Below are 25804 nucleotides of genomic sequence, written 5' to 3'. Positions count from 1 at the left end.
AAAGTCTACTCGATTTTGTACCTTTTCTATCTTCTCTAGCATGTTTATTCGACATATTTCCTGGAAAATATCTGAAACATGACATAGTGTTCCTGCACTTGTATTTTAAAAAACGATTACATAATGGTAATAAAAGTAATGTTTTGGACATACAACCATTAACAAGGACAAAGATTTTAGAAAAACTTGGTTGGATCCTTAGTCCTTTGGACGAAGAAGCATTCGCAGTTGAAAAGAGATTTGTAAAAAAATCAGATAAAACCCTTGTCCTACTTGACTTTTTAGCATATATCCACAACCAAGCTAATAAAATGTTACAAACCTAACAAAGAGAGTGTTTGAGGTGAGAGGTCGTGTAACTCTTCGAAGATCCTAGAAAATACTGAAATCTCCATTAGTTGAACGAGCATAATTTACTTCTTCGTAGGTAATAAAACGAGTCTCATTTCACACTTCTCACATCCAAATAGGGAGGCGAGAGTGTGCACGATTACATCAGAGAGCGTACTATCAAGATTGGAAAGTATATCGTGGAGACAAAAAAGACTGTTCGTGTAATTGCGAAAGAATTTGGTGTTTCCAAAAGTACAGTTCATAAGGACTTGACGGAAAGATTACCTGAGATTAATCCAGATCTGGCAAACGAAGTAAAAGACATACTTGATTACCATAAATCAATTAGGCACTTGCGTGGCGGTGAAGCAACAAAGCTGAAGTATAAAAAAGAAGAGCAAGAAGAGGTAGTAAAATAAGATTTATTCAGAAAAAAAACCATATCTCGACATTTTTTTGCAAATTTTTCTTGATTTTTCATTTATAGTCATATACTCTGCGCCAAATTGTGATAATATATCAATAGAATATTATCGTTTTGAATTGGCAGGGAGGACTATTTAGAATGTTTGCTAGGGATATAGGTATTGACTTAGGTACAGCTAACGTACTGATTCATGTAAAAGGAAAAGGAATTGTATTAAACGAACCATCAGTAGTTGCAATTGACCGTAATTCTGGAAAAGTACTTGCGGTAGGTGAAGAAGCGAGAAGAATGGTAGGACGTACACCAGGGAATATAGTTGCGATTCGTCCCTTAAAGGATGGAGTCATTGCTGATTTTGATGTGACAGAAGCGATGTTAAAGCACTTCATAAATAAATTAAATGTAAAAGGCTTTCTTTCTAAACCACGTATTCTAATTTGTTGTCCAACTAACATAACAAAAGTTGAACAAAAAGCAATTAAAGAAGCTGCTGAAAAGAGTGGCGGAAAAAAGGTGTATTTAGAAGAAGAACCAAAGGTTGCAGCAATTGGTGCTGGAATGGATATTTTCCAACCAAGCGGTAACATGGTTGTGGATATTGGCGGTGGTACAACAGATATCGCTGTTTTATCAATGGGTGATATCGTCACCGCCTCTTCCATAAAAATGGCTGGAGATCGTTTTGATAATGAGATCCTACAATATATCAAAAGAGAATATAAACTGTTAATCGGGGAAAGAACAGCTGAAGACATTAAGATTAAAGTAGCAACTGTATTCCCAGGTGCACGTAACGAAGAGATTGATATTCGTGGTCGTGACATGGTTTCAGGACTTCCAAGAACAATAACAGTACGTTCTGAGGAAATTGAAAAAGCATTACGTGAATCAGTAGCAGTCATTGTACAAGCTTCTAAAGGTGTATTAGAAAGAACACCACCTGAGCTTTCTGCAGATATCATTGATCGCGGTGTCATCCTAACTGGTGGTGGAGCATTATTACACGGTATGGATACACTCCTTTCTGAAGAATTAAGAGTGCCAGTATTAATTGCAGAAAATCCAATGGATTGTGTTGCAGTTGGAACAGGTATCATGCTTGATAGCATGGACAAGCTTTCTCGAAGAAGTTACGTTTAATAAATTTTTATAAAATAATCTAGCTCCAGTACCCAGCCCGCCAGAGGTCAAATAACCTGGATAGAATAAAAGGGAAATACGCCCTTTTATTCTATCCAGAACATTTGCTGCCCAAGGCAACACGGGTACTTGCGCTTTTTTTTCCACAGATAGATAATATTGGTTGATGAGATTCGCTGAAAACTCCTTTATAATGGAGAAAGTGAAAAGTGAAGAGAGGGGATCGTTATGCTTAGAGGTTTTTATACAGCTGCATCAGGAATGTTAACTCAGCAAAGAATTACTGAAATGCACACAAATAATATGGCAAATGCCAATACACCTGGTTTTAAGGCTGATCAGGCAAGCGTGCGTGCCTTTCCAGAGCTTTTACTTCAGCGAATACACAACCAAGGAGTTCCGAACACAGGTAATACATTACCTTCAGGGAAAACAATTGGTTCTTTAAATACAGGTTCATATATGCAGGAAGCCATTCCAAGCTTTTTGCAAGGAGATCTACAAGATACAGGTAGAAAAACAGACATTGCACTATTAGAGCAAAATGTACCTTTTGATCCACAATCAGGTCAAAAATCTGCGTTGTTTTTCACGGTACAGGATGGAAATGGTGACGTTCGTTATACTAGAAACGGAAACTTCTCTATCGATGGTCAAGGTTTCTTAACAACGAATGAAGGCTATTATGTTCTCGGTCAAAACGGACAACCGATCTCCATTGAAAGTGGTGACTTTCAGTTAAATGAAGATGGGACTGTAATTGAAAATGGACAAGCAGTTGGTCGAATTAACATTTCGATTGCAAATAACCCAAATCGTTTAGTAAAAGAAGGAAATGGACTGTTCCGTAGCGAAAATGGACAAGTACTTCCTTCTGCTTTAAATAATGGTGCAGTAGCATTTTCATTGAAGCAAGGTTTTATTGAACGTTCTAATGTTGATACTGCTCAAACGATGACACAAATGTTATCCGCCTTTCGTGCGTTTGAAGCAAACCAAAAGGTATTGCAAGCATACGATAAGAGCTTAGAAAAAACAGTTAATGAAATTGGCCGTTTATAATCTTAGGATAAAGGTGATTAAACTATGATAAATCGTTCTTTAATTACAGCAACAAATACAATGACGCAGTTACAAAAGCAGCTAGACAACATTAGTAACAATCTTGCAAATATCGATACAGTTGGTTTTAAACGTCGTGAGACTAACTTTCAAGAGTTATTATTTCAACAGTTTAATAATCAACCTATTGACCGTAATGAGGCAGGCCGTTTAACTCCAAACGGGGTAAGACAAGGAGTAGGAGCAAAAGTCTCTCATACGAGCCTTCAGCTTGCTCAGGGATCGATTAAAACGACTGAACGAGCATTAGATGTTGCCCTTCTAAAAGAAAATCAATTTTTCGAAGTAGAAGTTGACGGTCAGACTCGTTTTACTCGTGATGGTTCATTTAGCCTTTCTGTCCTTCCAAGTGGAGATGTGCAGCTTGTAACAAGCGAAGGATATCCAGTATCAAGTGAAAATGGTCCTATTATATTTCAAGAAGGTTATAATAACCTTATCATTGATGCAAACGGACAGTTAAATGTACAATATCCAAATGGTGCAAACGAAGTGTTTAACCTTTCAGTTGTACAAATTAATAGACCGCAGCTTCTTCAATCTGCAGGCAATAATGTATATTCCTTACCAAATTTAGCAGAAATCAATGTGTTAGAGGCAGATGTATTCGCAGCAATCGGTAGAAATGATATTGCAATGCAACAAGGGGCACTAGAGCAATCGAACGTAGAAATGCAAAAAGAAATGACAGAACTCATTAACACACAACGTTCATATCAGTTTAATGCAAAATCTATATCAATCGCAGACCAAATGTTAGGTCTCATAAACGGTATTCGATAGGGTAGCAAAGGGGAATAAACGATGATGACAAATGTGGACAAATCAGAAATGAAAACACGGGAAGAGCTAAAGCAGAATAAAAAAGAGAAAAAAGAACAAAGAGAAGAAGTTCGCGATGTTAAGATTCGAATTCGACTCTTTCCAATCTGGTTACGTTTAATCATCATTGTTCTTGCTGTAGCTGTCAGCTTGTTTGCCGGTGTCGCTATTGGATATGGAGTAATCGGTAGTGGAGAAGTGAAGGATGCGTTCAAGGAAAGTACGTGGACTCACGTGATTGACCTTGTTAAAAAGAAGTAAACTCGAAGGGAGCTTTCCCTTCTTTTTTTATTATCGTAAAATAATAAGTACTACAGTACTACATAAAAGGAGAATGAGCATGCTAGATATTAATCAAATTAAAGAAATTATCCCACATCGTTATCCATTTTTATTAGTTGATAAAATTTTAGAAATCGAAGAAGGCAAACGCGCAGTTGGAATTAAAAATGTAACGGCTAATGAACAGTACTTTGTCGGTCATTTTCCAGATTATCCGGTTATGCCTGGTGTTTTAATTGTAGAAGCATTAGCTCAAGTTGGAGCTGTTGCTATGCTAAACAAAGAAGAAAACAGAGGAAGATTAGCATTTTTCACGGGTATTGACAATTGCCGCTTTAAAAAGCAAGTAAAGCCTGGAGATCAGTTGAAACTAGAAGTGGAAATTGTTCGTGCAAGAGGAGCAATTGGAAAAGGTAAAGGAATTGCAACTGTTAATGGGGAACTAGTGTGTGAAACGGAAATTATGTTTGCACTTGGGGAAAAGCAAGAATAGGAAATTTTAAAATCATCCTTTGTATAAGGATGATTTTTCTATAATAAAGTTCAAAGTTTATAAATATCGTGCAAGAAATATCATTATCTGGGCAACATAAATGAGACCAATATGTATATGGTGGTCATCATTTAACAGATAAGAGAGGGTGGACGATATGAATAAGAAATGGCTACTTAAATTAACAGGTTCAATCTTAGCAGTTTTATTAATTACAGGTTGTGGTGATGATCAAGACCCAGCACCTCCTGGTAATAACGACAATGGTACGATGAATGAAGAAGACAATGGTAATATAGGTACTGAAGATGACGGTACAATTGATGAAATGACTCCTGGAGACGAAACTCTTCCTGGTGACACAGAAGAGGGAGAAGGAACACCAGGAGAAGGTAACGAAGGTATGACAGAAAATCCAGAAGAAAACATGGGTGAAGGTACAGACACAAACGGTGGTACTGGAACAAATGGTAACGGAACAAACGGTAACGGCACCGACACAGGCTTAACTGACGACGAAGAGAATAAATAATGAATATTTAAAAACGTGTGCTGCAGAGCGCACGTTTTTTTTATTGGTGCCAGGCACCACCCGAAATTTGTCGAAAAAATTTTAAATTTTCTAGTAAAATAATACTATTTTTACAAAAGATTAAAGTAAAATTAATATTTTTCGTATATTATGGAATTAGTAGAGTAGTAGTCTAAAAAAACGACAAAATTCTACGAAAAAACCGAATAATAGGAAGGGGATTTATGTGAATCATATTCATTTTAAAAGATTATTCAGCTTACTATTAATCTTCACAATGGTAGTCGGATTCTTTACTCCGGCAATACCAAGTGTAAAGGCAGCCGAGGTTATTACAGTTGCTGATGCAATTGCGAATAACACAGGGACTGCAACTGTAGAGGGGTATATAGTTGCTACTGCAACCTCGGGTCCTACTTATAAATTCGTTGGACCATTTACAGTTGCATCAAATATTGCAATTGCAGATAGCCCAGATGAAACTGATAAAACAAAAATTCTTCCGGTACAATTAGTTTCAGGCACAAGTGTACGCGCTGGTCTAAACTTAATTGATAATCCTGAGAATCATAAAGCAAAGGTTCAAATAACAGGTAGTCTCGAAGCTTATTTTGGAGTAGCGGGATTAAAATCACCAACTGCCTACACAATCATCGAAGGTGGCACACCAACAGATCCACAACCAGAACCAACACTAATCTCCATTAGTGAAGCACGTACAAAATCAACCAACACAGAAGTTATCATTGAAGGTGTTGTAACAGCAGATAACTCGGCTATCGGCGGAGGAAAGCTATCTACATACATTCAAGATACGACAGCAGGTATCAATCTATACTCATCAACGTCCCAGGATTTAAAAGAGGGAGACCAAGTTAAAGTAAAAGGTAAACTCGCAGAATACAAAGGATTAAAAGAGATTGTTCCAACAAGTGTTGAAGTGCTAGCTTCCAATCAACCACTTCCTCAGGCCAAATCTATCACACTATCAGACTTACAAACATCAGCTACAGCTGAACCATTAGAGGGTCAGCTTGTAAAAGTAACAGGTTACGTTAACAATGTTCCTAGTTCACCAGCAGGTGGAGGATACAATGTTTCGGTAATTGACAGCGAGTTCAACAGCACGACTCTACGTGTCTTGGAAGGAACTTCTGCAATTTCAGCAGTTGAGGCTGGGAACTGGTATGAATTCACTGCTATCGTTAGCCAATACGATTCATATCAACTACTTCCACGTAAAGCTGGAGATATTCAATTATTATCAGAACAACCAGCAGCTCCGAATGCAGAAGGAGAATACCCGGCAGTTGTTAAAGCAGTTGTTGATGGTGATACAGTCAATCTAGAATCACCAGTTTTAGGATCTACAAAAGTACGTTTTGTAAATATCGATACTCCAGAAACGTTTAATGCTACCAATACAGATTCATCTAGAACTGAGATTAATGCCAACCAAAAGGAACATGGGGAAGCAGCAAAGGTATTCATGAACACGCTTCTAAAAGCGGGAGATCAAATTACGTTAAAGATTGGACAAGAGCCGACAGACGCATATGGCCGTTTATTAGCTCAGGTTGTACGTCAAGATAACGTAAATGTAAACTTAGAAATGGTACGTCAAGGATATGCTGCAACTTATTTCATTTATCCAGTAGGAAATGAAGACACGTATAATGAATTCCAAGCAGCAGTTAAAGAAGCAAAGGATAACAAAAAAGGTATTTGGAGTGAAACAAATCCATTACTAGAATTACCATTCGTTTTCCGTACGAATGATAGCGATGGGATTTTTGATAAACTCGTAGGTAACTCAGATACAAAGTTATATGTTTCACCAGAAAAGTGGGCTGAAGTGCCAGTTGAGAAGCGTGTATTTTTCTGGAATGAAACTGATGCAACGTATGCTGGATATGCGCCAGCTTCACCGTCAGAAGAGCCAGTAGGAGAAGACCCAAATGGTTCAGAAGACAACATTTCATTACAACTATTAAGCTTAAATGACTTACACGGTAAAATTGATCAAGTGTACCAACTTGATACAAATGGTGACGCAGTAAACGAAACAGTAGGACGAATGGATTTTGTTGCAGCTTATTTAAAACAAAGAGAAGCTACAAACCCTAATACCCTAATCGTAAATGCAGGAGATATGATTGGTGGAAGTTCACCAGTATCAGCATTATTACAAGACGAGCCAACAGTTGAAATTATGGAAGCAATCGGCTTTGACTATGGAACAGTCGGTAACCATGAGTTTGACGAAGGAACAACTGAATTACTTCGCATCGTAAACGGCGGAGATCATGAAAAAGGTACAGAAAACTATGATGGAATAAACTTCCCTGTACTATGTGCAAACTGTATTTCTAAAACAACAAATGAACCAATTCTTCCAGCATATGATATTACAGAAGTAGATGGTGTAAAGGTTGGTTTTATCGGGGTTAATACAACTGCAACAGCAACGATGGTTATCCCTTCAGGAATTCAAGATATTACATTTACAGATGAAAAGACTGCTGTAAATAAAGCGGTAACTGAATTAAATGCTCAAGGTGTAAAATCAATTATCGTTTTAGCACACATGCCTGCTTCTCAAAGTGGAACAACTGCAACTGGAGATGCTGCTAATCTAGCAAACGCTGTTGATGACGAGGTAGATGTAATTTTCGCTGCACACAATCACGAAATTGTAGACGCGATAGTGGATAACAAGTTAATCGTTCAAGCACTTGATTATGGAAAAGCATTTGCAGATATCGATTTAGAAATTGATCCAACAACAAAAGATATCGTGAAGAAGGAAGCAGAAATTGTTTATGTAGATCAAAACGGTATCACACCAGATCCTGTTGTGGAAGAAATTCTAACAAAATATTTAACTCAAACTGCTGAAATTATGAATCAAGTAATTGGCGAGGCTGCAGTTGAGTTAAAAGGTGGATATGGAGTTAAAGGACCTGTTGGAGATAATGCATTAGGAAACTTAATTGCAGATAGTATGTTATGGGCAATGGATACAGATTTCGCCTTAATGAATGGTGGAGGAATCCGTGACAATATCAATGCCGGTGAAATAACTTGGTCAGAGCTATTTAATGTACAGCCATTTGGAAATGTACTAGTATCTGCTGAAATTACAGGAGCAGATTTAGAACAAATGTTAAATGCACAAATTTCTGCACAATACGGTCCAGATGTATCAGTAGGCGGATTCAAGTATACATGGGATGGTACAACAAACAAAGTGGTGGATATTTTCTTACCGAATGGTTCGAAAATTAATAAAGCTGCTACGTATACAGTGACAGTAAATAACTATATGTATGAACACGGAACTGATAAGTACAAAGTAAGAGGATTAGGCGAAAACCCAATTTATGGACTTACTGATTTAGAAGGACTTGTAAGCTTCGTTGAAAGCTTTAATATGAGCCCAATTAATTATCAAGCTGAAGGTCGTATTTCAGAAATCGTTCCAGAGCAAGAAAATAACTTAGGTGAAGTAACAATTGCGGAAGCACGTGCTGCAGAGCTAGGTTCTGTTGCAACAATCGAGGGAGTAGTTACATCAACACCTGGTGCATGGGGAAGTAAAGCTTTCTATATACAAGATGACACTTCAGGGTCTTACGTGTTTACTAGTAAGGATTATGGATTTAAGTTAGGTGACGTAGTTAAATTAACAGGTAAAACTGCAGATTATAATGGTGAATTCCAATTAGCAGACCTAACTGAGGCTGTGAAAATTAGCGAAGGATCTGCATTAGTACCGATGGAAGTAACACCAGCTGATTTATCTGAAACAACAGAAGGTCAATTAGTTATACTAGAAGGTGCAACGATTTCTAATCTAAGAGATTTTGCATATGGTACCTTTGAGTTTGATGCAACGAAGAATGGTGAAACTGTTTTAGTTCGTGTTGATAACCGTACTGGATTGAATATTAACAATTTCACTTTTAATAACGGTGATGTCGTTAATATAACAGGAATTTCAGGTCAATTTAACGAGAAAATTCAATTAAAGCCGCGTATGATAGAAGATATCGTAATTAGTGATGCTACTGCACCGGTAACAGAAATTACATTACGTGAGGCAGATTTATCAAACGGAGCTTATTTACAAAATGTAGAGGTATCACTAGCAGCAACTGATGCTGAAACTGGTGTAGATCGTATTGAATATAGCTTAGATGGTGGTCAGACTTGGGTTGTTTATGAAAATCCATTTGTAATTTCCCAAAATGGTACATCAACGATTCAGTATCATGCGATCGATAAAGCAGGAAATGTTGAAGAAGTAAAATCAGTAGAAGTAGTAGTAGTGGCAGCAACATTAACAAATGCTAAGCAGTTCGTTTTAGACGCTGAAGCGAAATTTGGAGTGAAAGTATCCACTTACGTACACCTTCTAAAAATCGAACTTGATGTAGCAAAAGGTAAAGATAAACAAGCATACAAGAAGCTTAATAGCTTACAAAAAACACTTGAAAATCAAAATGCTAAAACAATCAATCAGGCAGACAAAGCAGACCTACTAAAATTACTAAACTACATCGAAACAAACAAAACACTGTAACAAAAGCAAAAAGCTTCTCCTATCGGAGAAGCTTTTTTACAACCAATTGCACTTTAACACAGTAAAGGAGTGGGGGCCTGTCCCCCACTCCTTTACTGTGTTAAAGTAACTCCATATTCTCTAACTAATGTTGCCTAGTTATTTAGGACTATCAAGCCTCAGACTATGTATTCATTTCTGATGATTCGACAATGTTAGATATTGAATATGCTACTATTCTATGAGAATATTACTGTAAATGAAACCGTTTGCATAACCATTTACATAGCCACAATTGAAAACGGTTCCAATTTAAGACTACTAATAGAATGGGGGTTTTCTAGTTGAATAGACAAAAACGAAAAGCGTTAACGTTTGTGATGTTATTTGCGATGGTTTTACAGTTATTTTCTGGTGTAATACCGTATGCAAACGTTAGCGCAGAAGTGCAAAGTCCAGTAATAAACGGGAATGAAGTAACCTTTAACTATGAAGGCAATGGATCTGAAACAACTGTACTTTTAGCAGGGGATTTCAATGGTTGGGCAACAGATGGTGAAACGATTATCCAGCTAATAAAGGGAGATAACAACCTCTGGTCAGCTACAAGACAACTTGAGGAGGGCCAGCACCAGTATAAATTTGTTGTGGATGGGAATTGGATTGCAGATCCATTGAACCCAAATACAACAGATGATGGAAATGGTGGAAGAAATAGCGTCTTCACTGTAGGTGAAGCTTCAACACCAGAAAGAACAATCACTCTCGTAGGTAATCTGCAAGATGAACTAGGTGCTGCTGCAGACTGGTCTCCAGGAGATAGCGCAACAAACCTAATTTCAAAAGGAAATAACTTCTATGAATTCACTGGTAAACTACCAGCCGGAGATTACGAATACAAGATTGCAATCAACGGAAGCTGGGATGAAAACTATGGAGAAAATGGTAACCGCGGCGGCGATAATATTAAGTTACATTTAGACAAAGAAACATCAGTTACATTTTTATATCACGACGGAACACATAAAATAGCTGACTCTACTTGGTATGAAGTGATTACTGCGGATACGCAACCACGTATCGCAGGGAACTTACAACCGGCAATTGGAGCCGGACCAGAATGGAGTCCGTCAGAATCAACAGCACTTTTATATGATGATAATTTTGATCATATTTACACCTATCAAACGAATGTACCAAAAGGAAACTATGAATACAAAATTGTGTTAGGAAATAACTGGGATGGAGCAGCCTACCCGGATATGAATGCCACAGTTAACGTACTAGAAAATTCATTAGTTACCTTCTATTTCAACAACCAGTCGAAGGATGTGTACACAGACTACACACCTACTGGCTCTGACGGAAACATAAGTGCCGATGCTCTTTACCATGACACGTGGAACAAAGCATACAGAAAACCGTTTGGAGCCATTCCAACAAGTGAAGAGGTAACGCTTCGTCTAGCTGCGAAAAAAGGTGACTTAACGAAAGCTAGCCTACAAGTGAAAAACTATCAAACTGGTAACACAAAGATTTATCCAATGGATTATGCCGGTTGGATGGACATAGAAAACCAAGGACAAGTCGAATTTTGGGAAGCAACGTTCACACCTACCGATAAAGGTGTACATGGCTATAAATTTATCGCAAGTGATAAAGATTCTGTATTTGAATACGGAGAAGATACAATTGAAGGCGGACTTGGAAAAGCCATTAACCAAAATGCGAGCCTTTTCCAATTAACGGTTTATGATCCAGGCTTTAAAACACCAGACTGGATGAAAGAAGCAGTCGTATATCAAATTTTCCCTGATCGTTTTTACAATGGAAATCCAGCGAACGATTCAGCGAAAGATAAAACCGGAGCAAGAGGACTTCAGCCAATTGAGCACAAAGAATGGTCAGAGCTTCCGGATAATCCTCGACAAATCAATGAACCAAACTATAATGGAGACGGTGAGTGGAGTAATGACTTCTTCGGTGGAGACATTGCAGGGATACAAGCAAAACTGGATTACATTCAGTCACTTGGAGTCAATACACTGTATTTAAACCCAGTTGCACACGCTGCATCCAACCATAAATATGATGCAACAGATTACAAAGCAATCGACCCGATGTTTGGAACACCAGAAGAATTTGAAGCTTTTACAAAAGAATTAGAGTCACGTAACATGCATCTTATACTAGATGGTGTTTTCAACCACGTTGGAGATGACTCGGTTTATTTTGACCGTTATGGAAAATATGAAACAGTAGGCGCCTATGAATATTGGTCTCTTGTATTTGACCTAGTAAACAATGATGGTCTGACTGAAGATGAAGCAAAACAAAAAGCGCGTACTCAGTTAGAAGCAGAAGGGCAAGTATTCAATGATGAGTACGGATTCCACAATTGGTTCAACATTGAAAATGAAAAAGTAGATGTAGGAACACAGCTTGAGCGATATAAATACCAAGCATGGTGGGGTTTTGACAGTTTGCCGGAAATTAAGTCTATACCAGGCGAAGCGGTTAACTACGACAGTGAGTTAAACAACAAGAAATTTGCCGATTATATTATGTATGACGAAGACTCTGCAGCGAAATCATGGATTACTCGTGGTGGCTCAGGCTGGCGTCTTGATGTGGCGAACGAAGTGGATATGGAGTTTTGGCGTGAGTTCCGTAAAGAATTAAAGGCAACATCATTTTCTGGAACAGGTAACACGTTAAAAGAAGGAGAAGAACCACTAATTCTTGGCGAGATTTGGGACGATGCATCTCAATACTTCCTTGGAGATCAATATGATTCTGTTATGAACTACCGTTTTGAACGAGCAGTGATGAGCTACATGAAAAACGGGAAAGCAGAAGAACTTGAACAAACATTCCAAGCCATTCAAGAGGATTATCCAGAAGAAGTATTCCATGCGCTTATGAACTTAATGGGCTCACATGATACACCACGTGCGATTTTCTTACTTGGTGGAGGAACAGACAGCTTCGAACGAGCAGAGCTTGATCCAAACTACAATTATGAGCTTGGGAAAACTCGTTTAATGCTAGCGTCGATTATGCAAATGGGTTATGCAGGAGCACCGACGATTTACTATGGTGACGAAGCGGGAGTAACAGGTTCAAAGGACCCGGATGACAGACGAACGTATCCATGGGGAAAAGAAGACCAAGAACTTGTAGCTCACTATAAAAAAATCGGGAAAGTACGTGAAGAACATCAAGATTTATTTGCACATGGTGAAGTAAATCACGTTTACGCGAATGGTGATGTATTTGCCTTTGCTCGTACGAACGATGATAAAGCAGCATTAGTCATTACTAACCGTGGTACGTCTGAAAAAACAGTAAAAATTAATGTAAAAGATATTCTTTTAAACGGTGCAACTCTTACAGATCAATTAGACACAGCTTACCATGTAAAAACAGCTAATAATGAAGTGAGTATTACCATTCCAGCAGGTAAGGGTAGAATGTTAGTTTCAACAACTGATTTGCCTGACACTCCAGAGAAGGCAACAAACTTACAAGTAGAAGAGTCATCAAAACAAGTAACCTTGAACTGGTCAGGAAATGCCACGCAATATAAAGTGTACGAAACAAATATTAAAGGTGCATTATACAAAGAAGTTACAACAACTTCTGAAAAGTCCATTACAATTGATAAGCTGACAAACGGAAGAAGTTATTACTTTGCGGTAGTAGCAGTAGATGAAAATGGAAACGAGTCTGAATTAGTAGAGACATCATCTGTTATTCCACATTATGAATTAGCATCTGCATTGATTAGTGACGTTTCAGAATTACAAGATGGAAACCTAGATTTATCTGCGACTTACCATGTAACAGCAGGAATCAATATTGATGGAGCGACAAATGAGGGCCTTGCAGAAGGTGTTCAAGCGAAGCTGCTCGTGAAAAAGGACTCGGAGGATAAGTGGAAGGAAAGCAAGGCGATTTACTTATCTCAAAACGGAAATGAAAATGTATTCCAAGCGTCATTTCTGCCATTTGAAACAGGAGCTTACAGCTACAAAATGTCCTTTACAACAGATGGGCGTGAGTGGAAGGAAACAAATGTCGCAACGGTAAACTTAAGTCAAAATCCAGATGATACAAAGGCACCAGCGGGAGCAGTAGCCCTTGAAACTCCTGCACAGGAATCAGGTCAGGTGAACTTATCATGGTCTGTAAAAGAGCCTGTAGAGAACGATGCCTATTTACTAGCAATCATTCGAAATGGTGTCATGATTGATGTTATAAAAGATCCATCTGTCACGACATATCGTGACTACCAAGTAGAAAATGGAACCCAGTATGAGTACCAAATCAAGCTATTCGATCGATATGGAAACAGTACCGCTTCAAACGTTGTAAATGTAACACCAGACATTGTCATGGTCGAAGTTACGTTTAAGGTGAAAGCACCGGATTATACACCATTAAATGTACCGCTAACGATGCCGAATAGTCTAAATGGTTGGAACACGGGTGCATGGGAAATGGGTCGAAACGGTGCCGTAACGGCCGACTGGGAGTACACAGTAGAAGTTCAAGAGGGAACTGAGATTACGTACAAGTACGTGAAAAATGGTTCATGGGACCAAGAGGGATTAGCTGATCATACTCCGAATGATCGAACTAATGATGATATGAGTTACTATGGTTACGGTGCAATTGGTTCTGACATGAAAGTGATCGTAGAAAATCAAGGTAATAACAAAATGGTTGTTCAGGATTATATTCTACGTTGGATTGATCAGCCACTTGTTATTACGGGTCCTTCAACTGGAACAGAGACAGACAAAGAGACCACCACTGTTACAGGTAATGCCATTAAAGAAGGAAACCTTACAATTAATGGTGAACAAGTGCAGGTAGAAGACGATATGACGTTCAGCCATGAAGTGAAGCTAAACTATGGAGAGAACATTATCAACCTTCACATCGAACCATCTGAAGAAAATAAAGCTGATATTTTCCAAAATGATTCAGGGGCAATAGCGAAGAACACGAAGGACTACACAATCTCTGTATTCTCTAGCTATGTTGACGACCCAGGTGAAATTGTCATTACTGAAGAAGAAGCAACGATGGAGGAAGTTCAAGAAGGAGATAAGACAAGAGTTGTCGTAACACCAAATGTAGAAAAACTGAAAAAACAACTTAAAGAAAATAAAGATTTCCATAAGCTAACACTGTACGTGAATTCTATCGATAAATTAGCGGAGGCTGTCTTTACAGAAGGACTCGTACAAGAAGTATTTAAGCGTAACAAAAAAGCGGAAATCGCTGTGAAGACAAAATATGCAGAATATACGATTCCAGTAGAAGCACTTCACCAAGGAAGTTTAGCCGAGCAAGTGCGTGGAAAGGTAAAGGGTATAGGAATCCAACTTGATGCCGATCAATATCAAGCAAGCGCTGATCTATTGCCAAGTTCAGATGCCGTTACGTTTAACGTATATGCCATTACTTCAAAAGGTGAACAAAGAATCGACTCCTTAAAGAAGGATGCAACACTGACAATTACAGGCTATGATGTGTTAAATAGTGCATCATATCAAGTTGTATCTCTTCCAAGCAAAAAGGCAGTGGATGCTGTTACCTTTGAAGGAAACCGTGCAACCTTTACAAGTAACAAACCAGGAACGTTTATTATTAAGAAAAAATAAAGAGAAAGCAGACTGTGAGAAAAAATCGCAGTCTGCTTTCTCTTTATTTTGCTACAAAAAGTCCAGTAGCTTTTGTAATATATAGCTTTCCATTCTGTTGAATCAATATGGTATTAAAATACGTAGCAATAGAATTAATGTCCTCTTCAGATAGGCTGTAATCCTTGCTTGCTGAAAGGATATATTGAATTAAAGGTTCAGACTCTGTAATCTCTAGCCCACCTTCAAAATCCTTTACATGAACCGATTGAAAGAAATTGGTAAGTTGTTCTTTACCATTTTCAAGTCCAAAATGAGTTGCATGTTTATACGCAGAGAGAAAGTTGTACCGGGGATTAAACTCAGTTAATAACGTGTTTAATTCACCCATATGCTTTTCACCAATGGTAGAGGTATAGAATGTCCCATTTGGTTTTAACACTCTCCTAACCTCTCTCAAAGCCTTCTGAACATCTGGCACATGATACAGCATATGATTAGCGATCACAACATCAAAGCTATTCTCCATAAACGGAATATCCATAATATTGATTTGCTTATATTGAATGGTAGGATGTCGCCCTATATTCCTTTTAGCATTCTCTAGCATACCCTCAGAAAAGTCAGATAGTGTGATGTTCCAACTAGCTTTTATTTCCTGTTTGTTTTTCACCCAAAAGGCACCACTTCCGCACCCTAATTCTAAAATTGCGACATTCTCCGGCAGTTGATATTGCTCCATCAACCATTTATGCCAATCCTGTTTATTTGTACTGTACAGCTCATGAATGCCAATTCGTGCATCAAGGTTTTTAGAATCCTTATATTGTTCCTTTACTTGTTTCACAGTCTCTTGCAAATTTATTCCTCCATCATTTAGACAACTTCATATCGTATAAAATTCGGTATATAACGTTTATATCCTGCAAGGAAAGGAACATCGTCATCCAAACAACTCATCAGCCAACTGTTTTCCGAGTGTCGATTTCACCATCTCATCTATAAGGCATTCGCGCTCCTCATCAGATAGGTGCATGAAATCTTCTTCATCAATAGAGATTGATAGATATTTCGTTTTAATTTGCATATCTTCCCCTCCTTGCACTCTCTTTCTCTATTAGACTAAAAATTTACAGAAAAGTTACATAATTGTAAAATAATAAGGAAAGTGCCTACGTAAAGGGTATAATTAAATGGTAGACCAATTTGTGTATTAGGGGCTGAGGAAATGACCAAAAAAGTGGTACTAGCTGGAGGGACAGGCTTTATCGGACAATACTTCGAGCGGGAGTTTTCAAGACTTGGGTACGAAGTGAAAATCATCTCTAGACAGCCGCAGCATATTCCTTGGGATGATGAAAAAGCAATCACGAATGCATTAGAAAAAGCAGAAATTCTCATTAACTTAGCGGGGAAATCTGTTAACTGCCGATATAATGACCAAAATAAGAAAGAAATTATGAACTCTAGAACAGAAACGACCACTATTCTAGGAAACGCCATTCAAGCTTGTCAACATCCTCCTCAGTTGTGGGTAAACTCAAGCACAGCAACTATTTACCGTCATGCGGAAGACCGTCCGATGACAGAAGAACAAGGGGAAATTGGTACAGGTTTTTCTGTTGATGTTGCAAAGGCATGGGAAGATACATTCTTTTCGTTTAAGCTCTTGCAAACGAGACAAGTTGCGCTTAGAATTGCGATCGTGTTAGGACCTGGTGGAGGAGTGATGACTCCGTATATGAACCTAGTGAAATATGGTCTCGGTGGAGTACATGGCTCTGGGAAGCAAATGTTTAGTTGGATTCATGTGGAAGATTTGTTTAATATCGTGTTATTCCTTCAAAAGCATAATCATCTCAGCGGTGTCTTTAATTGCTCCGCTCCAGTACCAGTTAGCAACCGTGAACTGATGAAAACATTACGAGAGAAAATGAATATGTCATTTGGACTTCCTGCAATGAAGTGGATGCTTGAAATAGGTGCTCTATGCCTGCGTACCGAAACAGAACTCGTATTAAAAAGTCGGTGGGTATTGCCAGAACGCCTTAAACAAGAGGGATTTGAATTTACATACAAAACGCTAGATCATGCACTAGATAACATTCTAACAAACGAATAAAAATAGAGACTGAGACATAACTAATAAATCCTCCTCAAAAGCAACAAATAAAAGACCCGTACAATTAGGTTAACGGGTTCACTTCGGGAGAGAAAATACGTAATAACAGCCAATTTGGAGTGTGAATTAGCATATGGATTAACAGAAGTACAATAATTATTGTCTTATTGGGGTTTTATGTTAAAAAGTAATAAATGAAATTACGTTATTAAACTACCATGAAAATTAAAATACTCTCCCCTCGAATATTGAACATAGCAAAGAAGACCCAGTCCAATTCATAAAAAAAATGGTGTGAGACTCAGATACAAAAACCTATAAATCAGCTAGTTGACTGGATTACCAGTAAGACAGTTAAGAAAATTTTCATTCTCTGTGGTGAAGCGCTGACCTTTGCGCTTCATGGATGCCTAACGGAAAGTATAGATGAACAAGGGGTATTGTCTACTTATCCATCCACAAATGTAAATTCTTCGAATATAAAAACATGTTAGGAGTAATAGAATGGAATTACGCAAGCTAACTCCCAATAGAGGAATAGATAAGTTAATAAACAGTAGAAAAATAGTAATTGCTTGTTTAGAATTGGTCTCACCTATTTTTCTATTCTCATATTTCCTTTATATTGGTTTTCCATGGCCTTTTATTATTTTTATGATAACTCTACATATTTTTTGTTTATATCTAGCTGTTAAAGATAAACAAAGGAAATTAGGATATATCCTTGGTACAGTATTCAACTCTATATATCTAATAATGATTATAGGCTTCTTTATTTATCTGCATACGAATGATTTTAATACTACTCAATATCCTGCAGGTGAGGAAGAGTTTAGAACTGGGATTTTCAACTTTATGCTTGTGTTATTTGCTGGTACCCTGAACACAATTACCGCATTAGCTTTGTTACTTCAAGTAAAAAAGTCTTAGCAAGATTTTGACTATAGGGTAAGGATATTTCAATAAACAGACTAGATAGAATATTAATTGATGTCATTGTATAGAGATTTATAAAGCTAGTTTATTGATAATAGGAGTGTTGGTTATGGTTCATGCAAGAGATGTATTATCGGATCAATTGTTGGCAAATGCTAACGACCCTAGTTGGTACCAACCATTTTCAGATTCAGTAAAAGGATTAACTGAGGAACACGCATTTTGGAAGCCAAACGAAGAAAGTAATAGTATTGCTGAAATTGTGCAACATATACTGTATTGGAATCAAACATGGCAAACTAGGTATCAAAAATCTCATGTTGATGCTGTGCCTTCCATAGGGAATAATAATAACAGTTTTATAATCCCTGAAAGTCTAACTTTTGCTGATTTGAAAAAACAACTATTAGAGGTCCTTTTACATTGGCAAGAGTTATTAACTGAAGAAAAAGTTGAGAGTGAAGTTACTGGTTTTCCTGTATATGTGAAATGGTGGGCCGTACTAGGAAATGTGTCAACTCATAACGCATATCACATTGGTCAGATAATCTATATCAGGAAGTTGCAAAATAGCTGGAAAATAGATACATGAATAGATGAATAATAAAAGTGTAGAAGTGCTTATGAACAAAAGATGCGTTAATCCAAGGTTGATTTAGCATCTTTTGTTGAAATTCTTATTATGCTACAGGGAAAGTTTAGTTGAATAAAGAACATTAAAAAGGCATTAGTCCAAAGCGGGAATAATGCCTTTTTTTAGTGTATATATTACAAAAATTTTGGTATTTCATAAAGTATAGGAAAGGTATTCTAAATCACTATCTAGAAATATTATATTTAAATTTAAGAGGAGAATAACATTGAATTTTAAAAGTTTGTTATGGGTACAAAATAAGAAAGAAAGATAATTATCACCTTTTAGTTCAATTAGGGAAACAGCAATTCAATGATTTCGGTTACGATTAATAAAAGGTAATTATGAATACCTATCGATGATGTGAGAACCACTTTGATAGGTATTTGATATTTACATGTTTCCCTTTATAAAAAAAAGAAGTGCAAAAAGCACTCCTCTTGTTCAAATTAAAATATTGGTTTAATAGGATCTATAGCAAGAATTTTTACTCCATTTACTTCAATCCAAATATATGAATGGTCTAGTTCCACTCCACTTGTTGTTTTAAGAGTATTATGAACTCCTTCTTGTAATTGGAAAGTAGCATCTCCAGTAAAGCCGCTTGGTTTTATATTTAAAATACTTTTTGTATTTAAGCTGATTTTCCAATCCCAGCTAGCATCATATGCAGCGTTTGATTGTGAAGGGATACTAAGTAGTACCGCTACTGCGGCGATTACAGGTAATAGTAACTTTTTCATTCTTTATTCCTCTTTCTTCTTACTTAATTTTTAAGTGACATAACCAATAGAAAGGCATCGACGACTTCAGGGTGAAATAATCTTCCCTTTTCATTTTTAATTTCAATTAAAGCCTCTTCTACCGAGCGGCCTTGGCTGTAAACACGGACGCTAGTCATTGCATCAAAAGAATCAACTACAGCCACAATAGATGAAGTTAACGAAATCTCACTACCCTTTAAACCGAAAGGGTATCCACTTCCATCATAACGTTCATGATGTTGTTCAACAATATTAGCAGCTTTTTGTAAGACAGTAGAATTAGTGTTACGAAGCATTTCTGCACCAAACAGAGTGTGTTTTTTCATGAGGTCAAATTCTTCATCTGTAAGCCGGGATGGTTTATTTAAGATGTGATCAGGAATCCTGGTTTTTCCAACATCATGTAAAAATGAACCAATATTTAATTGATACATTTCATCAGAAGCTAATTTAAGTTTTTCTCCAACTTTCATTGAAAGTTTCATAATCCTATGGCAGTGGTCAGCAGTATAACCGTCCTTTTCTTCTACGGAGACAGCTAAATCCATAAAAGTCTTTAATTCTTCATCCAGTGAATCAAACATTGATTCAGATGAGATATACAAGAAACATGTTTCGCCATTAGCAATGAAGATGGTATCCTCTAAGATGGGATCCATAAGTAACTGGTCACCTTCAATTGCAGTATTATTACCATGACGATCATTCCATGTCAATGTGCCACTTAAAATATATATAAATTCAAATCCATTCCATCCCTCAGTTGGTCCAATTGCAAAACGCTGACCATCCTTTAAGGTGTGATGAATGATCTCAAGCCCTTTTTTCTGAAGTAGTAAGCTAAGAGTTGATCCTTTCATAACAGTTTGCTTTAGATAGCTTCCACGCTTTGTGTGTCTAATATTGTTACCCTGACTCATTCTTATAACCCTCTCATTGTCAAAAATAATTATAATCGATTCTGCAAAATTCGACAATTATAAATTTTATAGTATATCCAATTTATATGGACATTCTTAGACTGAGTTATTATGTTGTCCTACATGTACTGAACCTTATACTGAATTGTGAGAGTAGAAGTTTTTCTAACAAAATGGATGATTAGTTTAAGTGATTTTGCCTGAGTTTAATATACATAAAGCACTTCTAGCTGCTAGGTTTGGTATCTATCAGTTCGGGTGCAGTTCACTTTTTGGGATAAAAATTTTAAATTTACGCTTTCCAATGCCTCATGTTCTGCGAATTGATAGCATGTAATTCAAATCGCTTACGTCCACTTTATAAGAAATAATGTTTGGGTAGAAGAAATTTATAGAAAAAAGATTGAACAGGGAATGGGTACCTAATTAATCTTGCTTAAACTACATCTGTAAACATAGCAGGATTATACCAGACTCATTTTTAAAATCTTATAGTGCTAACGAGGAAGGTTAGTTTAACAAGTAAAATAGCATTATTAGATAAATAGTTGAGGTAAATAAAATGATTTCAAACATAATGATGGGATTACCCACATGTATTATAGGTGTTGGGATATTAATATTTGGTTATTACTACCACAGCGAAGTAATTAGACAAGATTTAAGTAAATATGAAAATAGGTCGAGATTATCACTTATCTTACACTTTATAGTTCTGTTAGTGTATGAGAGTTGGTTATTCTTCTTGGGAGGAATTATTGTACTCTTACTAGGTATAGCATTTTTATTTGGATTTAGACTTTAGTAGTTATTGGGCTAACGGGTAAGTTCAGTTAAATAAGCCATATGTAATAAATAAGTTTTTTTGGGGGGGAAATAAATGAATTTAAATAATATTAGAGAATTAATTCTAAATCCTCCTGCAAATGTAATGGATATAGAAAAGGTTGAAACGAAGCTACATACAAAACTTCCTACTTCATATAAAGAACTATTACAGTATTCCAATGGTGTGTCTACGAATGCGGGAATCTTAATCTACGGAACAGAAGATCTTATAGAACGTAATGAAACATGGGAGACAGAAGTCTACGCACCTAGTTTCATTTCAATTGGTGACGATAGTGGTGGAAAGGTAATTCTTTTAAGTCAGGATGCTGAAAATAAAGATGTAATGATTGTAGATTCTAGAGATATGAATCCTGAGAATGCTTCATTAATTTCGAATGATTTTATTCAATGGGTAAATAGTGGTTTAAAAATTGATAATGAGGAAAAAACAGATATAAACTGGGCAGAGAACTGTAAAATCGTTATAGTGGATACTCAAGAGGGTGCATTAAAAGATTTAATTAGGGTTAAGAGTGTTCTTGGACTTAATCTTCCTACTTCTGAATTACTAAAAGGAACAAAGAAACTACCCTATATACTTACAGAACAAATCCCTTATGGTAAAGCCAAAAAATTAATTGAGAAATTAGGAGACCTTAATTTAAAGATAGAACTACTATAATTAACTAAAGGAGAAGGTTAATTGAAGAGAGGGGGAAGTTTATGGGGAAGAAACTTCTAGTGATTATTTCGATGTTTTTGTTGTTTAGCTTTAGTGTTTGGGGATGTTCTTCATATGAAACGCAATCGTTAGAAGAGAGATTTAAAGATATTATGATTGAGAATAAGGTTCCTTTTAGTTCTATTTGGCATTTTGAAATTAAAGAGAATGTAATAATTGTTTTCTATGAAGATAAGCAAACATTAAATTTAGGTTTTATAGAAAATAAGCAAGATAATGAATGGAATTGGATAACAGGCACAGGCTCTATTGACATTCAAGAGGGTGGATATATAGCAATAGCTGAAATGGGACTACCATTTTATATTACCGCAGTTATTAATCATAATGAAAACACCAAAGAAGTTGTTGTACAAAATGAAATTGCAAAATTAGTACAAGTAAGTCCTCAAGAAAAGGTTTGGTTTGCATTTACTGAAAAGCCATCAAATGGGACAGATATTAAAGAAATGAAATAATTCTTATTCAAGTAACGGGAAAGATTAGTAAAATTAGGGAAGCAGCTAATCTAATGTTGGAAAACCAAATAGCATACATTTTAAAACAATAAATGTTACTTTCCATCTGCCTCGTATAACTTTTTTTATAGGGTGTTCCTTATTAAGCGCAATTACTAGTCCCTTGAGTGAAGATTCCTGGTATGCCATATATAATTTTCCACGGTCTATAGTGGCTCCCCATTGAACATAAGCTGTAGGACCAGTTATTTTTCCGTCCCGAATTAAGTAACAACATTCGTCTTTAGTTATTATGTAATCACCAGAAAGAGGTTCATAGTCTTTAACTTCATTTATAATCAGTTCCATGTTTTCACCTCTAAAATTAGTATAATTTGGTAATGGGTAATTATAATTACATAATAGCATATGTCACATTATGATAATTAGAGAAATATTACTAACGGGGAAGGATAGTTCAATGAAAATTAATAATTCTCTTGTTCAAATATTACAGATTATTCCTGGCGGGTTTATAGAACAACGAGAAGAAAGAAGTTTTTGAAAGGTTATTTATATAATAGAAAGGTGGGAGATTTTTGATAGAAACAAAACGTCTTTTAATTAGAGAAATGGTGCAGTCCGATTATGATGCATTGTGCGGAATATTGTGTGATGAGGAAGTAATGCGTGCTGCTTATGAAAGTGCATTCAACTTAGAACAAGCACAAAGTTGGCTTAACAGACATCTTAAAAGATATGAAGAGTATGGTTTTGGACTTTGGGCTGTTGTATTAAAAGAAACAAACGAAATGATTGGTCAATGTGGCTTGACAATGCAAGGCTGGAGAGAAAAAGAAATTTTGGAAATAGGATTTTTGTTTCAAAAAGCGTATTGGCACAAAGGTTACGCAACAGAAGCGGCAATTGCTTGCAAGGAATACGCTTTCTCAGTTCTTAATGCAAATAGGGTTTATTCTATTATTAGGGACACAAATATAGCCGCTCAAAAAGTTGCTGTTCGAAACGGTATGAATATTATTGATAAAGATACTAAGAATTTTAGGAATATAGATATGGAATTTTTTCTGTATTCTGTAGAGCGAACAAAATGAGCATAATTTACAGTTTACTAAAAATGGCAAAACATCCTTTAAACTAACGAGTGCGTTGATCCATGAAGGATTCGCACCTTCTTATTGAAGTAAAGGGGAAGCATTCCTGTAATGATTAAAAATGGCATTTGAACATAAAAATAACCTCTTGGTATGATATAAGTGTCCTAAGCTTGCCGGCAAAAAGGACAAATCATATATTCCAGGAGGCTTTCAAAATGAATTATAACCAAAATAATAAGATTGCTCAAATTACTTCTCAAACACTAATTATAGGTGTTGATATTGCGAAATTCAAGCACGTAGCTCGTGCGCAGGACTATAGAGGTTTGGAGTTTGGTAAACCTCTATACTTTGGAAATGCGAGAGATAGTTTTGATAGATTTGTTGAATGGATTAAAGAGATACAGGATCAACAAAACATGAATAAAGTAATCATTGGTGTTGAACCTACTGGACACTACTGGCTAAATTTAGCCCATTATCTAAAGGGTACTGACTTCAAGTTAGTAGTTGTCAATCCAGCTCATGTTAAGAAGACAAAGGAATTAGATGATAATTCCCCAACTAAGAATGATGTGAAAGATGCAAAGGTCATTGCCCAATTAGTGAAAGACGGAAGATACGCTGAACCTAATATTCCAGAAGGAATATATGCCGATCTTAGAATCGCTAGAAAAATACGCGATCAATTATCCGTCGACCTACAAGCGGTACAAGGGCAAATTCACAATTGGATTGACCGATATTTCCCTGAATTCCTAACAGTCTTTAAAGATTGGGAGGGGCTTTCTGCTCTACAAATATTAAAGCTAAATCTACTACCACATGAGTTAGCTGAACTCCCTGATCAAGAGTTATTAGCTCATATTAGGAAAGCTGCAAAACGTGCAGTGGGTATAAGTAGAATAAAAGAATTAAAGAAGGTGGCCGGCGTTTCAATCGGAATCCGTGAGGGTTCAGATTTGGCCAAATTAGAGTTAAGCACGTTGTTAGATAAGTATGAACTCATTACTAAAAAGTTTGAACAACTAGAGGTTAAAAGGGACGAGCTATTAGAACAAATACCAGGAGTGCACCAAATGCTAGCGATTACTGGGATAGGAAAAGATACGATAGCTGGGTTCTTTGCAGAGATTGGAGATTTACGTTATTACTCACATCCAAGGCAAATCATTAAACTTGCAGGATTAAGCTTGATGGAACACACATCAGGAAAACATAAGGGACAAACCAGAATAACCAAAAGAGGCAGGAGAAACCTAAGAGCCCTTTTGTTTAGAGTCATTATGCCCCTTGTAGCTAAGAATTCTGCTTTTAAAGCCTTACATGAATACTATACAAAGCGACCTGATAATCCATTAAAAAAGATGCAGTCACTGATCGCTTTATGTAATAAATTGATACGAGTGTTATTTGCAATAGGTAAGAAACAATTTGTGTTTAGTGAAGAAAGAATGTTGAAGGATATTCCTCATATGGCTGAATTGCCAAAAGTAGCTTAGAATTCTCGATATAACGTATAAATCATGCTTTTATAGTAGTTAATCTCAATAATTAATAGACATTTGAAGCACGGATTAGTCAGTAAAACAACTAAAATACGGACATAGATCCTGTCGGGAAGCATAACTGACATCTACCTCATGGAAAGGTTGGACGAAGGAATTTTGGAGCATAGACTCTGTGAGATATGGGAGGGTTGACCTCCATGAGAAATGTAGACATCCACCAGTGCGACCATACTTTAACTGGATTTCCACCTTTTGGATTAAGGTGGCTTGGGTACCTACAGTCTTTTTTGCTTCTCAACTCCAAAATTTAACTAAAATACAACTTTATCCCATGTTATTAAAGTCTATTAAATATGGATGACTATGAAATCGTGAGAAAAAACGAGAAATCGAGAGATTTACCTTTCTATATAGAGGGAG

The 25804-nt window shown here is 36.6% G+C and carries 21 protein-coding genes; 16 read left to right on the top strand and 5 right to left on the bottom strand.

The window, feature by feature from the left end; translation table 11 throughout:
- Window positions 1-482 precede the first annotated feature (482 nt).
- The 9 genes from spoIIID (at window position 483) to JR050_RS03320 (ending at window position 15390) form a co-directional block, all read left to right on the top strand.
- A complete protein-coding gene (spoIIID, locus tag JR050_RS03360; RefSeq protein WP_204202105.1) occupies window positions 483-752 on the top strand; it encodes a sporulation transcriptional regulator SpoIIID in 270 nt (89 codons plus the stop codon).
- Window positions 753-898: 146 nt separating this feature from the next.
- On the top strand, window positions 899-1900 hold the full coding sequence (gene mreB, locus JR050_RS03355; protein WP_204202104.1) for a rod shape-determining protein: 1002 nt from the start codon (window positions 899-901) through the stop codon (window positions 1898-1900).
- Between the two features lie 228 nt (window positions 1901-2128).
- Window positions 2129-2962 carry a flagellar hook-basal body protein gene (locus JR050_RS03350; protein WP_204202103.1) on the top strand — a complete coding sequence of 278 codons (834 nt, stop codon included), beginning with the start codon at window positions 2129-2131 and terminating at the stop codon, window positions 2960-2962.
- A 24-nt stretch (window positions 2963-2986) separates the two neighbouring features.
- On the top strand, window positions 2987-3805 hold the full coding sequence (locus JR050_RS03345) for a flagellar hook-basal body protein (RefSeq protein ID WP_239454079.1): 819 nt from the start codon (window positions 2987-2989) through the stop codon (window positions 3803-3805).
- Window positions 3806-3826: 21 nt separating this feature from the next.
- Complete coding sequence (locus JR050_RS03340; protein WP_204202102.1) at window positions 3827-4105, top strand: DNA-directed RNA polymerase subunit beta; 279 nt, start codon at window positions 3827-3829, stop codon at window positions 4103-4105.
- Window positions 4106-4184: 79 nt separating this feature from the next.
- Window positions 4185-4619, top strand: coding sequence for a 3-hydroxyacyl-ACP dehydratase FabZ (fabZ, locus tag JR050_RS03335; RefSeq protein ID WP_204202101.1), 435 nt, complete (start codon window positions 4185-4187; stop codon window positions 4617-4619).
- A gap of 157 nt (window positions 4620-4776) precedes the next feature.
- Entirely contained in the window at window positions 4777-5151 is a 375-nt protein-coding gene (locus JR050_RS03330; protein WP_204202100.1) for a hypothetical protein, read from the top strand.
- Window positions 5152-5428: 277 nt separating this feature from the next.
- Entirely contained in the window at window positions 5429-9736 is a 4308-nt protein-coding gene (locus JR050_RS03325; RefSeq protein ID WP_239454092.1) for a 5'-nucleotidase C-terminal domain-containing protein, read from the top strand.
- A 323-nt stretch (window positions 9737-10059) separates the two neighbouring features.
- Window positions 10060-15390, top strand: a complete 5331-nt coding sequence (locus tag JR050_RS03320; RefSeq protein WP_346726703.1) for a pullulanase X25 domain-containing protein — start codon at window positions 10060-10062, stop codon at window positions 15388-15390.
- Window positions 15391-15433: 43 nt separating this feature from the next.
- Here JR050_RS03320 and JR050_RS03315 read toward each other — a convergent pair whose 3' ends face one another.
- Together JR050_RS03315 and JR050_RS03310 are read right to left on the bottom strand one after the other, a co-directional pair.
- Window positions 15434-16228 (bottom strand): class I SAM-dependent methyltransferase, encoded by a 795-nt coding sequence (locus tag JR050_RS03315; RefSeq protein ID WP_204202098.1) that lies wholly within the window; start codon window positions 16226-16228, stop codon window positions 15434-15436.
- 84 nt (window positions 16229-16312) lie between these two features.
- Window positions 16313-16456 carry a hypothetical protein gene (locus JR050_RS03310; RefSeq protein ID WP_204202097.1) on the bottom strand — a complete coding sequence of 48 codons (144 nt, stop codon included), beginning with the start codon at window positions 16454-16456 and terminating at the stop codon, window positions 16313-16315.
- A 141-nt stretch (window positions 16457-16597) separates the two neighbouring features.
- Between JR050_RS03310 and JR050_RS03305 the strand changes: the two genes are divergently transcribed.
- From JR050_RS03305 to JR050_RS03295, 3 genes are all read left to right on the top strand, one after another.
- Complete coding sequence (locus JR050_RS03305; RefSeq protein ID WP_204202096.1) at window positions 16598-17491, top strand: TIGR01777 family oxidoreductase; 894 nt, start codon at window positions 16598-16600, stop codon at window positions 17489-17491.
- A 504-nt stretch (window positions 17492-17995) separates the two neighbouring features.
- A complete protein-coding gene (locus JR050_RS03300) occupies window positions 17996-18421 on the top strand; it encodes a hypothetical protein (RefSeq protein ID WP_204202095.1) in 426 nt (141 codons plus the stop codon).
- 115 nt (window positions 18422-18536) lie between these two features.
- Entirely contained in the window at window positions 18537-19019 is a 483-nt protein-coding gene (locus JR050_RS03295; protein ID WP_204202094.1) for a DinB family protein, read from the top strand.
- A gap of 491 nt (window positions 19020-19510) precedes the next feature.
- Here JR050_RS03295 and JR050_RS03290 read toward each other — a convergent pair whose 3' ends face one another.
- Window positions 19511-19804: a hypothetical protein gene (locus tag JR050_RS03290; protein ID WP_204202093.1), complete on the bottom strand. Its 294-nt coding sequence runs from the start codon at window positions 19802-19804 to the stop codon at window positions 19511-19513.
- A gap of 23 nt (window positions 19805-19827) precedes the next feature.
- A complete protein-coding gene (locus JR050_RS03285; protein WP_204202092.1) occupies window positions 19828-20745 on the bottom strand; it encodes an HD-GYP domain-containing protein in 918 nt (305 codons plus the stop codon).
- An 880-nt stretch (window positions 20746-21625) separates the two neighbouring features.
- Here JR050_RS03285 and JR050_RS03280 point away from each other — a divergent pair.
- Together JR050_RS03280 and JR050_RS03275 are read left to right on the top strand one after the other, a co-directional pair.
- Entirely contained in the window at window positions 21626-22258 is a 633-nt protein-coding gene (locus JR050_RS03280) for an SMI1/KNR4 family protein (protein WP_204202091.1), read from the top strand.
- Between the two features lie 41 nt (window positions 22259-22299).
- Window positions 22300-22776 carry a hypothetical protein gene (locus JR050_RS03275; RefSeq protein WP_204202090.1) on the top strand — a complete coding sequence of 159 codons (477 nt, stop codon included), beginning with the start codon at window positions 22300-22302 and terminating at the stop codon, window positions 22774-22776.
- Window positions 22777-22821: 45 nt separating this feature from the next.
- Here the strand turns inward: JR050_RS03275 and JR050_RS03270 are convergent, their stop codons facing one another.
- Entirely contained in the window at window positions 22822-23124 is a 303-nt protein-coding gene (locus JR050_RS03270; protein WP_204202089.1) for a hypothetical protein, read from the bottom strand.
- Window positions 23125-23354: 230 nt separating this feature from the next.
- Between JR050_RS03270 and JR050_RS03265 the strand changes: the two genes are divergently transcribed.
- Together JR050_RS03265 and JR050_RS03260 are read left to right on the top strand one after the other, a co-directional pair.
- Window positions 23355-23870, top strand: a complete 516-nt coding sequence (locus tag JR050_RS03265; RefSeq protein ID WP_204202088.1) for a GNAT family N-acetyltransferase — start codon at window positions 23355-23357, stop codon at window positions 23868-23870.
- A 218-nt stretch (window positions 23871-24088) separates the two neighbouring features.
- Window positions 24089-25375 (top strand): IS110 family RNA-guided transposase, encoded by a 1287-nt coding sequence (locus tag JR050_RS03260; protein WP_204201725.1) that lies wholly within the window; start codon window positions 24089-24091, stop codon window positions 25373-25375.
- Window positions 25376-25804: the final 429 nt, after the last annotated feature.

The organism is Bacillus suaedaesalsae (genome assembly GCF_016890225.1).
GTDB classification, from domain to species: Bacteria; Bacillota; Bacilli; order Bacillales; family SA4; genus Bacillus_BS; species Bacillus_BS suaedaesalsae.
Note: the sequence above shows the minus strand (reverse complement) of the source record. Positions and strands in the feature narration are given on the sequence as shown.

Excerpts from the sequence above, each read along its gene's own strand:
- mreB (WP_204202104.1), top strand. The coding sequence starts at position 899 with ATGTTTGCTAGGGATATAGGTATTGACTTAGGTACAGCTAACGTACTG.
- JR050_RS03350 (WP_204202103.1), top strand. The coding sequence starts at position 2,129 with ATGCTTAGAGGTTTTTATACAGCTGCATCAGGAATGTTAACTCAGCAA.
- JR050_RS03345 (WP_239454079.1), top strand. The coding sequence starts at position 2,987 with ATGATAAATCGTTCTTTAATTACAGCAACAAATACAATGACGCAGTTA.
- JR050_RS03340 (WP_204202102.1), top strand. The coding sequence starts at position 3,827 with ATGATGACAAATGTGGACAAATCAGAAATGAAAACACGGGAAGAGCTA.
- fabZ (WP_204202101.1), top strand. The coding sequence starts at position 4,185 with ATGCTAGATATTAATCAAATTAAAGAAATTATCCCACATCGTTATCCA.
- JR050_RS03330 (WP_204202100.1), top strand. The coding sequence starts at position 4,777 with ATGAATAAGAAATGGCTACTTAAATTAACAGGTTCAATCTTAGCAGTT.
- JR050_RS03325 (WP_239454092.1), top strand. The coding sequence starts at position 5,429 with ATGGTAGTCGGATTCTTTACTCCGGCAATACCAAGTGTAAAGGCAGCC.
- JR050_RS03310 (WP_204202097.1), bottom strand. The coding sequence starts at position 16,456 with ATGCAAATTAAAACGAAATATCTATCAATCTCTATTGATGAAGAAGAT.
- JR050_RS03305 (WP_204202096.1), top strand. The coding sequence starts at position 16,598 with ATGACCAAAAAAGTGGTACTAGCTGGAGGGACAGGCTTTATCGGACAA.
- JR050_RS03300 (WP_204202095.1), top strand. The coding sequence starts at position 17,996 with ATGGAATTACGCAAGCTAACTCCCAATAGAGGAATAGATAAGTTAATA.
- JR050_RS03295 (WP_204202094.1), top strand. The coding sequence starts at position 18,537 with ATGGTTCATGCAAGAGATGTATTATCGGATCAATTGTTGGCAAATGCT.
- JR050_RS03290 (WP_204202093.1), bottom strand. The coding sequence starts at position 19,804 with ATGAAAAAGTTACTATTACCTGTAATCGCCGCAGTAGCGGTACTACTT.
- JR050_RS03285 (WP_204202092.1), bottom strand. The coding sequence starts at position 20,745 with ATGAGTCAGGGTAACAATATTAGACACACAAAGCGTGGAAGCTATCTA.
- JR050_RS03280 (WP_204202091.1), top strand. The coding sequence starts at position 21,626 with ATGAATTTAAATAATATTAGAGAATTAATTCTAAATCCTCCTGCAAAT.
- JR050_RS03275 (WP_204202090.1), top strand. The coding sequence starts at position 22,300 with ATGGGGAAGAAACTTCTAGTGATTATTTCGATGTTTTTGTTGTTTAGC.
- JR050_RS03270 (WP_204202089.1), bottom strand. The coding sequence starts at position 23,124 with ATGGAACTGATTATAAATGAAGTTAAAGACTATGAACCTCTTTCTGGT.
- JR050_RS03260 (WP_204201725.1), top strand. The coding sequence starts at position 24,089 with ATGAATTATAACCAAAATAATAAGATTGCTCAAATTACTTCTCAAACA.